The sequence below is a fragment of the Pedobacter aquatilis genome (assembly GCF_032678405.1).
Taxonomy (GTDB): domain Bacteria; phylum Bacteroidota; class Bacteroidia; order Sphingobacteriales; family Sphingobacteriaceae; genus Pedobacter; species Pedobacter aquatilis_A.
Genome location: NZ_JAVTSJ010000006.1, coordinates 50,273 through 63,475 on the forward strand (window position 1 = coordinate 50,273; position 13,203 = coordinate 63,475).

At 38.2% G+C, this 13,203-nt stretch carries 12 protein-coding genes; 2 read left to right on the top strand and 10 right to left on the bottom strand.

Annotated elements, in window-relative coordinates:
* Positions 1-108: 108 nt before the first annotated feature.
* The gene (gene porV / locus R2R71_RS16205; RefSeq protein WP_316832322.1) at positions 109-1,296 is read left to right on the top strand and encodes a type IX secretion system outer membrane channel protein PorV; all 1,188 of its coding nucleotides are present in this window, start codon (positions 109-111) and stop codon (positions 1,294-1,296) included.
* A gap of 55 nt (positions 1,297-1,351) precedes the next feature.
* Positions 1,352-1,831 (top strand): 2-C-methyl-D-erythritol 2,4-cyclodiphosphate synthase, encoded by a 480-nt coding sequence (gene ispF / locus R2R71_RS16210; RefSeq protein ID WP_316832323.1) that lies wholly within the window; start codon positions 1,352-1,354, stop codon positions 1,829-1,831.
* Positions 1,832-1,873: 42 nt separating this feature from the next.
* Here the strand turns inward: ispF and R2R71_RS16215 are convergent, their stop codons facing one another.
* The 10 genes from R2R71_RS16215 to R2R71_RS16260 form a co-directional block, all read right to left on the bottom strand.
* Positions 1,874-5,278 (bottom strand): glycosyltransferase, encoded by a 3,405-nt coding sequence (locus tag R2R71_RS16215; RefSeq protein WP_316832324.1) that lies wholly within the window; start codon positions 5,276-5,278, stop codon positions 1,874-1,876.
* 198 nt (positions 5,279-5,476) lie between these two features.
* Positions 5,477-6,346, bottom strand: coding sequence for a pirin family protein (locus R2R71_RS16220; protein ID WP_316832325.1), 870 nt, complete (start codon positions 6,344-6,346; stop codon positions 5,477-5,479).
* A gap of 63 nt (positions 6,347-6,409) precedes the next feature.
* A complete protein-coding gene (locus R2R71_RS16225) occupies positions 6,410-6,940 on the bottom strand; it encodes a YceI family protein (RefSeq protein WP_316832326.1) in 531 nt (176 codons plus the stop codon).
* Positions 6,941-7,088: 148 nt separating this feature from the next.
* Positions 7,089-7,679, bottom strand: a complete 591-nt coding sequence (locus R2R71_RS16230; RefSeq protein ID WP_316832327.1) for a Crp/Fnr family transcriptional regulator — start codon at positions 7,677-7,679, stop codon at positions 7,089-7,091.
* Between the two features lie 12 nt (positions 7,680-7,691).
* Positions 7,692-7,850, bottom strand: a complete 159-nt coding sequence (locus R2R71_RS16235; RefSeq protein ID WP_316832328.1) for a FeoB-associated Cys-rich membrane protein — start codon at positions 7,848-7,850, stop codon at positions 7,692-7,694.
* A 72-nt stretch (positions 7,851-7,922) separates the two neighbouring features.
* On the bottom strand, positions 7,923-9,110 hold the full coding sequence (locus tag R2R71_RS16240) for a hypothetical protein (protein WP_316832329.1): 1,188 nt from the start codon (positions 9,108-9,110) through the stop codon (positions 7,923-7,925).
* Between the two features lie 110 nt (positions 9,111-9,220).
* Positions 9,221-10,048 (bottom strand): glutamine amidotransferase-related protein, encoded by an 828-nt coding sequence (locus R2R71_RS16245; protein ID WP_316832330.1) that lies wholly within the window; start codon positions 10,046-10,048, stop codon positions 9,221-9,223.
* 7 nt (positions 10,049-10,055) lie between these two features.
* On the bottom strand, positions 10,056-11,156 hold the full coding sequence (locus R2R71_RS16250) for a carboxylate-amine ligase (protein WP_316832331.1): 1,101 nt from the start codon (positions 11,154-11,156) through the stop codon (positions 10,056-10,058).
* A gap of 27 nt (positions 11,157-11,183) precedes the next feature.
* Complete coding sequence (locus R2R71_RS16255; protein WP_316832332.1) at positions 11,184-12,239, bottom strand: hypothetical protein; 1,056 nt, start codon at positions 12,237-12,239, stop codon at positions 11,184-11,186.
* A gap of 116 nt (positions 12,240-12,355) precedes the next feature.
* Positions 12,356-13,063, bottom strand: a complete 708-nt coding sequence (locus tag R2R71_RS16260; protein WP_316832333.1) for an esterase family protein — start codon at positions 13,061-13,063, stop codon at positions 12,356-12,358.
* Positions 13,064-13,203 lie beyond the last annotated feature (140 nt).

Below are 13,203 nucleotides of genomic sequence, written 5' to 3' on the forward strand. Positions count from 1 at the left end.
CTAAAATCGTAAGTTTACTGTAAAATATAACTTCAGCTATTACGTTTGATAAATATATTCTACAAAAATATTAACTTACCAAAAATCTTAAACTACGTACCTTTAAGGATGAATTTCAAGTATATCAGTAAACTTGCTTTCTCTGCATTGTCTTTTGCTTTGGTTTTCGGCAAAGCAAGCGGGCAAGCCACAATTTCTGGTACCCAAACCAATGGGAGCGAGGCTAATAATATTGTTACTGCTGTACCATTTTTATTGATAACACCTGATGCCAGGGCAGGCGCTATGGGCGATGCTGGTGTTGCTGTTCCAGGTGATGTGAATTCGGCGAGTATAAATCCGGCTAAACTTGCATTTTTAGATAAGCCATACGGCTTTGCACTTTCTTATAGTCCGTGGTTAAAAAGTCTTGTGCCTGATATTAATCTTGCTTATTTAGGTGGCTTTTATAAACTCGATGACAGAAATACCATTGGTGCTTCTTTAAGATATTTTTCTTTAGGTCAGATTCAGCTAACAGATATCAATCAACAGGATTTAGGTATTTCAAACCCTAATGAACTTGCTTTTGATGTTACATTCGCCCGTAATTTTGGAAAAGAATTTTCTTTAGGAAGTTCGCTCCGATATATTTATTCTAATCTGGCTTCAGGACAATTTACCTCTACAGGTCAGGTTCGCGGTGGAAATGCGCTGGCAGTAGATATTTCTGGCTTATATAAAACATCGACAACTCTTTTCGATAAAAATGCCATCCTTTCTGCAGGCGCCAACATTTCAAATATCGGTACAAAAATGAGCTACTCTGATGGTGGACAAAGTTATTTTCTTCCTACCAATTTAAAGCTTGGAGGAGCGGGAACTATTGCAATTGACGATTTTAATACGTTTACATTAGCTTTAGATTTCAATAAGCTATTGGTGCCTACACAACCGATTTACGATTCAAATAATAACATCATAAGTGGAAAAGATCCTAACCGATCTGTTCCTGCAGCCATATTTGGTTCATTTTCTGATGCTCCAGGTGGTTTCAGTGAAGAATTAAAAGAAGTTGGCATTTCAACAGGGTTTGAATATTGGTATAACCAACAGTTTGCAATACGCGGTGGGTATAATTATCAAAGTCCGCAAAAAGGCGATAGCAGATATTTTACATTAGGAGCTGGTTTAAAGTATAATGTGTTTAATATTGATTTCGCTTATTTAATTGCAAACGCACAATCGAGTCCACTGGCAAATACTTTACGCTTTAGTCTTCTATTTAATTTCGGCGAGAAAAAGATATTAAAGTAAGCGTAGTTCAGATTATTTTGGCAATTTCGTGCCGGTAATTTAACAATCAATTTTTATGAAAATCAGAGTAGGCTTTGGATTTGATGTTCATCAGTTAAAAGATCAGCATCCTTTCGTTGTGGGTGGTGTTAAACTTGAACATCATAAAGGTGCCTTTGGCCATTCAGATGCCGATGTGTTATTGCATGCAATATGTGATGCGCTTCTGGGCGCCGCAAATCTTCGGGATATAGGTTTTCATTTCAAAAATACTGATGACAGATGGAAGGGGATCAGCAGTATAATTTTACTGAAAGAAACAGTTAAATTATTGAGCGAAAAAGGCTGGCAGGTTGGCAATATTGATGCGATGCTTTGTCTCGAAGCCCCAAAAATAAATCCCCATATTCCTGCCATGCAGGAAAATATTGCGGCAGCCATTGGAATTTCTACTGAAGAAATTTCAATCAAGGCAACAACAAACGAACTAATGGGGTTTGTTGGCCGTGAAGAAGGCGTAGTAGCCTATGCAGTTTGCCTGATCGAAAAAGTTTAATCATCTTAAATCTTATCGTCAATAATTAAGGAAGCAACACAATTACGTTGTTGCTTCCTTAACGTTTCCTGTTCTCTTCAATGTTCCCCAGGTTCCCAGTTCGCCTTTTATCGCTTTGCGGAAGGAGCGGAATAAAACAACATACATTAACTGTCTCCAGAAAAACCGCTGAGGGAATAAGTAAAGCAGGTTTTTGAATTTTTCATTCTCCATTTTAAAGGCAATGGCAGCAAAAATCATGTCAACCAGAATAAAGATCAGGTAATAAAATAAAACCTGTCCAAATCCATTATGCAAACTTAAAATCCCTGTAAAACCAGTTAATGTTAAGTTGTTAATTGCACTTAGTGAAAACAGGCCGCTTATTAATGAAATAAGCATAAAGAAATCTGCTAGTGGAGAAAATAACGGCAAAATAATCTGGTATATCAGAATATTTGGCATGCCTACCATTCCGAAATAACCATATTTTTTATTCAGCAACGTTTTTCTGTTTTTCCAGAAACTTTGTAATACACCAAAACTCCAGCGGAAACGTTGTTTTAACAACATGTTCACAGTTTCGGGAGCTTCAGTATAAGCAATTGCCGCATCGCAGTTCTTAACTTTGTATCCGGCTTTTAAAATCCGCATGGTTAAATCACAATCTTCCGCAAGGGTATCAGTTGTGAAAGCACCAACTTCTAAAACAACATCCTTACGAAATGCGCCAATTGCACCAGGAACAACAGTTATGGTATTTAGTAAATCGAAAGCACGACGGTCCATATTTTGTGCCGTAATGTATTCAATTGATTGCCATTTGGTAATAATATTGTGCGTGTTCCCAACTTTCACGGTTCCGGCTACAGCTGCAATTTTAGGGCTATAGAAATAACGCATCAGTTCGGTCACAGCATCAGTTTTTAGTTGCGTATCTGCATCGATACAAACTATATAATCTGCGCTGGCCTTAGTAATACCAAAGTTAAGGGCGGACGCTTTTCCTCCGTTTTCTTTGCGGTAAACCTTAACTTGAGGATGATTCCCAAAATGCTGACTGATAATTTCGTAGGTCTTATCTTTTGAACCATCATCTACGAAAATCAATTCAAAATTCGGATAGGTGGTTTTTAACAGACTGTTAATTGTTTGTAATGCAGTAATTTCTTCATTATAAGCAGGAATAATAATACTTACCTTTTCCGTTGGATTCTGGATTAGTTTATGGATATTTTGCTTAGCTCTTTTGCGCTGTTTTATCGCCAGATATGCAATGAAGAGTGTTCTCAGGATTGCCAAAACAATGGCTACACTAAAAATAATGTTCAGAACAAGGTTTCCGTAATAGAAAAAGCTGATGAAGAAATAATCGCCGGAGCCTAGAAAGCCACTATTAGCACTTGATTTTACTGCGGGCATTAATTCTGATCTTTTTTTGCCCATTAAATCACCTACCGTTGTAAAGGTGTATCCTTTTTGTTTAAAATATTTGATGATTCTTGGTAAAGCAGCCACTGTCGCCTCACGGTTTCCACCTGCATCGTGCAATAAAAGTATATTTCCGTTATTCTGTTGTTTAACTACATCGTTAAAAATCTGGTCGGCTGTTTTTCCAGGCTCCCAGTCTTCCGGATCGATTAATTCGCCAATGTTGATGTAGTTTTCTTTTCGGCTTTGCGCCACTGGCAAAATCTCAGAAGTGTTTTGTGGCTCTGCATCGGCATTAAATGGTGCCCTGAAAAGAATTGTACTGTGGCCGGTAACCGCTTCTATTAACCTCCGTGTTGCGTTTAATTCGAACTTTACCCGGCGAGGGCCAACTGAAGACATATCCGGATGGAAAAAAGTATGATTACCGATTTCATAACCTTCATCATATTCCTGCTTCAGCAGTTCCATGTTTTTCTCAGCCATAATACCTACAACAAAGAAACAGCCTGGAACACGCTCTTTTTTAAGTATGCTCAATACCTGTGGTGTATAAACCGGATCCGGTCCGTCATCGAAAGTCAGTGCTATTTTTTTATCAGCTTCACCAAACCTTTTAATAACATACTGCGTTGGAAGGCGCATATACTGCTGGTTAGCGATGGTAAAGTCATCTTTATTTAAGGTAAACCTAACCGCACCAGGGTTTGGCGTAGAAATTAAGTCAAGGATTTCACCATCGCCAATGTACGCAATGCCACCCATGGTTAATGGTGATATTTTGCGTAAATCCACCGGATTTTTCTTGAGCGAATCCAGGCTTAAATCTTTAGAAATAAACTGCCATAATCGCTTATCTTCCGAGCCTAAACGCCATAATGCGATTCCCGCAATATCCCAGTCATCAGCCTTGCGTATTAAATTAAAATTAGTAGCTGCATCAGTGAAATATACTTTGTGGTTGATACCACTACCATCTTTATAGCTGAAATTTAAATTTGCTGAAGCAGGATCGAAGTTTACGCGGCTTTTATAATTTACAGCCGTAGTCATTGCTGTTTCATAAGTAACAGAAGTGCCTATACTTTTTTCAGGCCAGTCGTAACCATAACAGGCTAATGCTAAAATTACCTTACTGGCATCCATTTTACTGCAGATATCATCTAATTTTTCTTCCACCCATTCCTGGTGAGAGATGTCTCCTGCATTACTGTCTTCCGAGTGCTGATCGTAAGCCATTAGAACAATATAATCATTATAGTGCTGTAAAACTTCCGGACTGTAATCATCATTTTCAGGAGAAATATCTTGCGATACAATAAGGTTTTCGGCGTGAAACTGCGCATATAAATTTTTCATGAAAGCGTTAAAGCTATCACGGTTCTGGAGGTTTAATTCTTCAAAATCTATATTGATCCCCTTATAACCATATTTCTTAGTAATGCCGATCAGGTTGTAGATCAATTTTTGCTGTGCAGGCATATCGTTTAACAACCTTCTTACTGCTTCACCATCCCAATGATCTTTGTTGAAGTTAGATACAACTGCAATGGCTGATTTTTTCCCTTCGTGAATTACGCGTAAAGCAGCTGTGTCGGCTTTATCAACAATGGAATCGCCGTTGAGGAAAAAAGATTCTGTGGCCACCATATCAAGATGGCCTATATTTCTTTTTAAATCGGGAAGTGATTTGGCAACAGTGCCTGCCCAGCTCACATAGAAGGCCATGTTAATGCGCTTGTTATTGCCATGACGGGTAAGAATTCTCTGCTCCCGATCTTTTTTTATTTTTTGCAGCTTTGATTTCTCAATAGAAAAATCTTTGTATTGTTGAGACCTTTTTAATTTTTCGAGTTGCTTTTCAGTTAGTGGTCCATTTGTATTAATGTAGGGTAAGTTCGGATATTGAACCGAAGACAGGGTAAAGGCCACGCAAATTATTGCGCCAATGAAAACTAAAAAGAAGGAACGGCTTACCCAAGTAAAAGCGTACCAACGTCTTTTGGTTTCAGTTTGAAATATTTGTTTTCCGGACATTTTTTTCGTTTCTGATTTATGTAACAAATATGATGATGCAAAATGAAGATTTTATGAAAACTAGCTTCTAACGGTAGGAGGATGACTTTTTATAATCTTCATGGTGTTAGCACAAATTTGGGGTCAAGACAAAAGATACAAAAAAGCCGGCAAATTTTAAAAAAGATGCCGGCTCAAAATATAGATTATAAACCTGTATTATTCCTCTAAATAGCCAAACTTACCTTGATTGTAATCGGCTATAGCCTGATGTATTTCAGCCTCAGTATTCATTAAAAACGGGCCGTATTGATTAATGGGTTCATCAATTGGTTTTCCACTTAAGATTAAAACAACACTGTTTTCAAGTGCTTCGACATTTATAGCTGTTCCCTCGTTTTCAAAGTAAACAAAGTTGTCAGCAATAGCTATTTCTTTACCATTGATTTTAATTGAGCCTTCAATAACCATGAAGCCGGTATTAAAATCGGCGGGGAAATTAAAATTGGCTTTTCCACCTTTATTCAATCTGGCATTATAAACCTCGATGGGTGTAAAGGTTTTTGCAATTCCATTAATACCGTTATAATTTCCAGCTATGATTTCAATTTTGCCACCATTATCAGGCAAAATGAAATTGGCCATATCAGCTTGTTTAATCGCCTGATATTTGGGCTTGCTCATTTTGTCTTTCGCAGGCAGGTTAACCCAAAGTTGCACCATCTGAAAAGGACCTCCCTGTAAGCTGTAATTCTGTTCGTGATACTCTTTATGTAAAATACCACTTGCCGCTGTCATCCATTGTACATCGCCGGGGTAAATAACGCCACTGTTTCCGGCACTATCATGATGGGCAACAGCCCCATGATAGGAAATCGTTACAGTTTCAAAACCGCGATGCGGATGAACGCCAACTCCCCTTGGTTCCTTCCTTGCTGAAAATTCTATTTTAGAACCATAATCCATCAGGAAAAACGGGCTCATTTTTATTTTATATCCCCCTGGGAAAAAATTGTGTACCCTAAAGCCATCACCAACCATGTGTGGCGCAGGTGCTTTTAATACACTGGCTACTTCTTTTGTTTCCATTACCTTTAATTTTTTAAGGCATGGGGTTAAGCGCATAGTGATTTATGCGCTTAACTCAACGCTCTATGCTTGTTTAACGAACTGTAATTCGCCTAAAATACGTACTTCTTCACTTACCATAACACCACCAGTTTCTAAAGCGGCATTCCAGGTTAAACCAAAATCAGAACGGTTAATTTTACCGCTTAAAGTAAAACCTGCTTTTGTATTTCCCCATGGATCTGTAGCAATACCGCCAAATTCTGCTGTTAATTTTACAGGTTTGGTTTCACCTTTAATGGTCAAATTACCTTTAACGATGTAGTCACTGCCATCTTTTTCAACCGAACTTGATTTGAATTCGATGTGTGCAAATTTTTCTGCATCGAAGAAATCGCCGCTTTTTAAATGATTATCGCGATCGGTATTTCCGGTGTCTATTGAATCGATATCTCCTTTGAAAGAAATTTCACCGTTTTCGAATTCATCACCTTCAGAAGTTAAATCTGCTGTGAAAGATTTTAAGCTACCTGTTACAGTAGTAATCATTAAATGTTTTACTTTAAATTGTAATTCGCTGTGGGTTGGGTCTAATACCCATTTTGTAGTTGCCATATCTTTTTGTTTTTGAGCTGTTTAATATTAACAACACAAAAGTACAGCACTAAGTTTAACCGATTATTGATGTATGATAATTAATGATGGAATCAGAAAGCGACTGAGTTACAGCGTAGGTAATTGCTCTTATGAGTTCCTCCAAAAATCAATTAGCCCTAAAATGTTTATTGGCAAGTTCTTTTCTTACGCGGCTTAAGGATTCGGGAGTAATGCCTAAGTAGGAGGCAATCATCCATTGTGGAACGCGTAAGGTAAGATTTGGATAGAGCTTTATAAAATCGAGGTATCTTTCTTCGGCAGTTGCACTTAAAAGCATATTAATTCTTTTCTGCATAAAGCGGATAGAATTGTTGAGCAAACGTGTATGCATGGGCTGCAGGCATGGAACCTGCACTGCGGCCTGCTCCATAAAATCGTTTGGCATAATAACTACCTCAGTAGCTTCAATGGCATCAATAAAGAAAATTGATGATTCATTATTCATACTGTTACGATCAGAAATAAGCCAGTTTTCAGGGGCGAACTGAAGAATGTGTTCTTTACCTTTGGCATCAACAGAATAAGCCCTTAACAAGCCTTTACAAACAAAAAAGCCATGTTTGGTAATATCGCCGGTGTATTGGATGATCTCGTTTTTATCAAATTTCCTGATTTTCAAATCGCCCGAAATACTGTCAAATTGTTCATCAGTTATTTGTATTTTTTCTTTAAGGTAGTTTTTAAACTGATCAATCATAAATACAGAAGCTTACTTTTTTGCTGGTTTGATGTCAGAAAAATCCACATCACATTTGCAATTTCCACCGCAGCCATCTTTCTTTACCTGTAAAGATTTGTAAACCAAACGGCCAACATATACCAATGCGATTGCAAAAAGTAAAAATACTAAAATCGTTTGCGTATCCATAATACAAATATAAAAGCTTTTAATGCTTAGGCTGTTCAGTTTAATGTAAATTATTGGATTACAAGCAAGAAGTTATTTCTCCATAAAACCAACAGTGCCGCCAACCCAATCAAAATCTGCATTGTAGCGTACACCTATCATTTTACCCCTGCTTAGTCTGGCTAAATTTATGCAAAGCTGTGGTTCGCCTCCATCAGGCCATAAATACATCATTCGTATTTCAGCCTTAACACCACCATCAGGCGATTGGACAGCGGGTTCATAATTTACTTTTCTTTGCAGAATCCAGTTTTCGGGATCTGAGATGTTTTTGATATCCGCTTCGGTAACATCGATTATTACGCCCATACCGGCAAAAGAGAAAAGTGGTTTTAAAACATAATTTTCTAAATCTGCCGGAATATTTTTTATTTCATTCAGGAAATTTGTTTCTGGTACAAATTCGCTTTTTAGGAAAGGCATGGTGAATTTGCTTATCCTGTAAAACCAGTTTGGGTGTGTTACCCATTCCACATCAAGTTCTTCACGGGGGTCGAAACTGTTTTTAAAGATTTCTGTATTGCCCGCAACTTCGTCAAATATGAGGCGGTTATAAATTCGCTTCAATTGAATTTTTCGGCCATTTTCCTCGTAAAATAATTGTTTCCCTTCTTTTTTAATTCCTTCGAGCGCCAGTATTTTAATGCCTAAAATTTTTTGGGTTACAAAAAAATCAATTGCCGTTTTCTGATTTGGAGCATCAACATCCATTAAGGCAACTTCATGTGGTTGGTGTTTTCCAATAATTACTTCACTGAGCAGTTTAATATAGGTTTCACGATTAAATCCTTTAAGAAAGTAATCTACTGAATCATCAATATTAAAACTTTGCTTAAATGTGTTAGCCAAATGGGATTGAAAGCCATAAAGCGATGGAAAGCCCTGCATTTCAATTAGCATTGGTGTTAATTCACCTGCTTCGTTTTTACAAATGCCAAAATCAAAAGTTAAAAAATGGGGTTGCTCATTCTCATTAGGCACATTCCAGTCTTTTGGTATTGAGTTTCTGGTTAATTCCTTGAAGTTCGGCTGTTGGATTAGTTTTATAATTTCTTCTCCTGCTGCAATTAACTTTTCTTTTAAAGCCCTTGGCACAAAAACAGGTGTTTCTGCAACGCGGAAAGGGATTTGAGGATAACCTTTTTGTAGTTCAGCCAAAAAACTATGGTACTTATCCTCAGTAAATTGCTGATTATATTTTTGACGTTGACCAGGTATCATAATATTATCTTTAAAAACTCGTCATTGCGAGGCACGAAGCAATCTAAATTGATAGAGATTGCTTTGTGCCTCGCAATGAAGAATGCATGAAATCAACTTAATAATTGTTTCTACGCTTCCTGTAAATTTCCTATCGCTTTGCTTAAAAAATTAGGAAGAATAACACTTTGAGTGAGCACTATTCTATCCGGATCATCTAAACTGTTCAGCATGTCGAAATATTTTGCTTCGCCATGTGTATCGATAATTACCTTTTTCTTCTCATCTTGTAGAAGGTACATTTTCATGCCCACCGGGTCGGCTTCGGGATGAAACTGTGTACCAATAATTTCATCAGAAAAACGAATCGACATCATGCATCTTTCCAGATTAACATGCTTGCGTTCTTTCTCTATGGCTAAAAGTTTTGCTCCTTTTGCTTCAAAGGCAGCCAAATCGGGTTCTATTACCTGCCAGTCCCTGCTATCGACTGAAAAGAAAGGATTGGTAATGCCCTGAAAAATTTCATCTTTTTCGCCATCCTCAGTTAAGGTTATTGGAAAAATTCCAAATGCATTCGAACGCCTTTCTGTTACATTTCCCAGTGCGTATTTCCGGCAAGCCAGCTGAAAAGAATGGCAGATTAGAAAAGCATATTTTTTCTGCTCATCATTCGCGGCATTAAATACCTCAATATGATCTAAAAGGTTAAAAAAATCATTTTCCCATTTTTCGCCTTTGCTTTCGATAGGGCTACCTGGACCACCACTGGAAATATAGGCATCATATTCAATGCCTGGAATTTCACCTTTTTGCCTTAAATCGAAAATATCGAAGGTAAGGTTAATGTTGTTATCGTTTTTAAACCAGGATAAAATTTCCTGAATTCCCCGCATACCTTGATTAGGTGCGCCGTTATTCATGTCAATAACGGCTACCTTTAAATCTCTTTTATCCATTGTTAAATTACTTTGCACCTATAAGTGTTTGAGTAGTAATGTAGTCTACCACCGATTCAAAGTTACCGGTTTGTTGGTAAACAGCCAACTGCCTGTCTGCACCTGTGCCATGTTCAAGTATTTTATGAACGTAATTTAAATCATTTCTACAGCCTAAATCATCAACAACATCATCCACGAAATCGAGCAGTTCGAGTACCAGGTTGCGACAGTTTACTTCCATTTCTTTCCCGAAATCGATTAAATTTCCATCAATACCATAACGGGCTGCCCGCCATTTATTTTCATTAATTAAAGCACGGGAATAACTGATAAATTCCATATTCTGCAAGCGAAGTTTGTAGAGTTTGGCACATAAAGCCTGAAACAGAGCAGTAAAAGCCATGGTTTCATCAATTAACATGGGGCAATCGCAAATGCGGAATTCAACTGTATCGAAAAAAGGATGCACACGGATATCCCACCAGATTTTCTTCGCATTATCCATACAATTGGTTTTGATGAGCAACTTTACGTAGTTGTCATAGTCTTCAATGCTGTTAAAAATATCCGGGATTCCTGTCCGAGGAAACTTATCGAAAATTTTAGTACGGAAGGATTTGTAGCCGGTGTTTCTGCCCTCCCAAAATGGAGAATTGGTTGATAAAGCAAATACGTGCGGCAGAAAATATCTTACCTGATTGGCAATGTGGATAGCCAGCTCACGAGACTGAAAGCCCACATGGACATGCAATCCGAAAATTAAATTCGAACGTGCCGCTTCCTGCAATTCGTTTACAATTTCGTTATAACGCGGATGCTCGGTAATCAATTGTTTTTCCCAGTGTGAAAACGGGTGTGTGCCTGCAGCACCGATTCTTAAACCTTGTTCGCCTGCAAGTTGAGAAACCGTAAATCGCAATTGCGAAATTTCTTTACGGGCTTCTTCGGTGGTTTTGCAGATGCCTGTTCCAACTTCTACAACAGCCTGGTGCATTTCTGCTTTTACCTGGTCTTTATGTATTTTTTGTGCGGCTTCAACAATTTTTTGGTCATGAGAAGTAAGTTCCCTGGTAACGGGATCAAGTACCATGTATTCTTCTTCTATGCCCAGCGTAAATTCATTCATTGTCGTAATATTTGGTTAAATCCCTTTTTATTTCTTTGGAGCAGCTTTTTTAGCAGCTGCAGTTTTTGGTTTTGCAGGCGCTTTCTCTGCTTTTTCTTTTGGTGCTACGGTTTTTGCTGCGGCTCTTGTTATTAAAGGTTTGCCGGCAACCGATGCCTTGATGTATTCACCCCAGGTTAAGTTGTCTTGTCCTGGTTTTTGTGCTTTTGCTCTTTCAATGGCGTAGTTAGCAGTTGTTTCTACTACCCAATCGAAATTTTCCTGACCAACACTTTTTATATCGGCATCGGGTGCAGGGTTACAGAAATCAATGGCAATAGGTACCCCATCTCTAACGGCAAACTCAACGGTATTAAAATCGTAACCTAAATACTGGCATAATTTCAATGTGTATTCCTCTACTTTTTTTAACAATTTTGGGTCTGGCGCTTTGCCATCTACTGCATAACGCAAATGATGCGGGTTACGTGGCTCGTATTGCATAAGGCGTACATGCTTACCGCCGATGCAATAGCACCTGAAATACTCATCAAAAATAATTTCTTCCTGCAATAACATTACCAGTTGCTCGGTTCCGCTATGTTTATCGAAGAAATCTTCTTTATCATGAAGTTTATAAACATCTCTCCATCCACCACCGTCATAAGGTTTCATATAGGCAGGAAAGCCAACATAATCAAAAATGGCATCCCAGTTTAAGGGCATGGCTAAGTTTGAAAACGATTCGCTGGTTGTTCCTGTTGGATGTTGACGTGATGGAATCAATGCTGTTTTAGGAACGGGAACGCCAATTTGTTCAGCAAGTGCATTGTTGAAAAACTTTTCATCTGCACTCCACCAAAAAGGGTTATTAATTACAGCCGTTCCGGTAATTGCGGCGTTTTTTAACGATGCACGGTAAAATGGTACATCCTGCGAAATGCGGTCGATAATTACTGCATAATCCAACGGACTATTTTGAAGTATCTTTTCTATTTTAACAGCTTCGGCAGATATGCCTTTTTCAGCTTTCTGGTTAATTCGTGCTACAACGGCTTCAGGAAAAGAGCGCTCCTGGCCAAATAAAATCCCTATTTTTTTCATTGGTTGTATATGTTTTAGAGGTTACGAAACTATCATGGCTTTTTTTGCTGATTGTATGAAAATCATGATTGCTTCATTAAGTTTAATTGTATAATGGGGCAAATTGTTTTAAGTAACTAAAGTTGTGCGATATAGTTCGGGAACATTTCTCTCCAGATTGGCCAGTCATGGTCGGCATTTGGCCTGATATCCAGCCAATGGTTAATTCCTTTCTGGTTCAAAATTCCTGACAACCGCTCGTTATCGGGTTTACACATATCCCTGTCGGTAGTGCCAAGAACAATTTTCATGTAATGCAATTCAGGATTGCTATTGTTCATGATGTAATCAACCGGATTATTAAAATAAACATCGTCGTTATAAAAACCATCAAGCTGGCCGGTGATATCAAATGCGCCACTCATGCTAAACATATGGCTCACCAGCCAGGGGTGCCTGAATGCAAAATTGGCGGCATGATATCCGCCGAAACTGCAGCCGGTGGTAATAATCTTACTGTGTCCCGTTTCGTGCCTGGCTAAAGGCGCAACTTCTTCTAACAGGTATTTATCGTACCAGATGTGGTTTTTAACCCTGTCGGCGGGATGGATGCTTTTGTTGTACCAGCTTTGTTTATCAATCCCATCGGGGCAATAAATCTTTATTTTCCCTTCGTTGATAAAACCTTCAACCGAGTCAATCAGTTTGAAGTCTTTGTTTTCGAAATACCGCCCCATACTTGTTGGAAACAGCAGAATAGGGATACCGCTGTGACCAAAGATGAGCATATCGATATCAGCACTTAAATTAGGGCTGTACCATCTTTTGTATTCTTCTTTAACCATATGTAAAATTGAATGTTTTAAGATAGAAATTTAATTCTACAAAATGAATTCGAATGCGGTAAAATAAAAGGTAGAATGTAAAAATTGGTAACTGATAATTAATAGTTTAACAGGATTTGTACCTTTGCCGAAATTCTGAG

Excerpts from the sequence above, each read along its gene's own strand:
- porV (WP_316832322.1), top strand. The coding sequence starts at position 109 with ATGAATTTCAAGTATATCAGTAAACTTGCTTTCTCTGCATTGTCTTTT.
- ispF (WP_316832323.1), top strand. The coding sequence starts at position 1,352 with ATGAAAATCAGAGTAGGCTTTGGATTTGATGTTCATCAGTTAAAAGAT.
- R2R71_RS16215 (WP_316832324.1), bottom strand. The coding sequence starts at position 5,278 with ATGTCCGGAAAACAAATATTTCAAACTGAAACCAAAAGACGTTGGTAC.
- R2R71_RS16220 (WP_316832325.1), bottom strand. The coding sequence starts at position 6,346 with ATGGAAACAAAAGAAGTAGCCAGTGTATTAAAAGCACCTGCGCCACAC.
- R2R71_RS16225 (WP_316832326.1), bottom strand. The coding sequence starts at position 6,940 with ATGGCAACTACAAAATGGGTATTAGACCCAACCCACAGCGAATTACAA.
- R2R71_RS16230 (WP_316832327.1), bottom strand. The coding sequence starts at position 7,679 with ATGATTGATCAGTTTAAAAACTACCTTAAAGAAAAAATACAAATAACT.
- R2R71_RS16235 (WP_316832328.1), bottom strand. The coding sequence starts at position 7,850 with ATGGATACGCAAACGATTTTAGTATTTTTACTTTTTGCAATCGCATTG.
- R2R71_RS16240 (WP_316832329.1), bottom strand. The coding sequence starts at position 9,110 with ATGATACCTGGTCAACGTCAAAAATATAATCAGCAATTTACTGAGGAT.
- R2R71_RS16245 (WP_316832330.1), bottom strand. The coding sequence starts at position 10,048 with ATGGATAAAAGAGATTTAAAGGTAGCCGTTATTGACATGAATAACGGC.
- R2R71_RS16250 (WP_316832331.1), bottom strand. The coding sequence starts at position 11,156 with ATGAATGAATTTACGCTGGGCATAGAAGAAGAATACATGGTACTTGAT.
- R2R71_RS16255 (WP_316832332.1), bottom strand. The coding sequence starts at position 12,239 with ATGAAAAAAATAGGGATTTTATTTGGCCAGGAGCGCTCTTTTCCTGAA.
- R2R71_RS16260 (WP_316832333.1), bottom strand. The coding sequence starts at position 13,063 with ATGGTTAAAGAAGAATACAAAAGATGGTACAGCCCTAATTTAAGTGCT.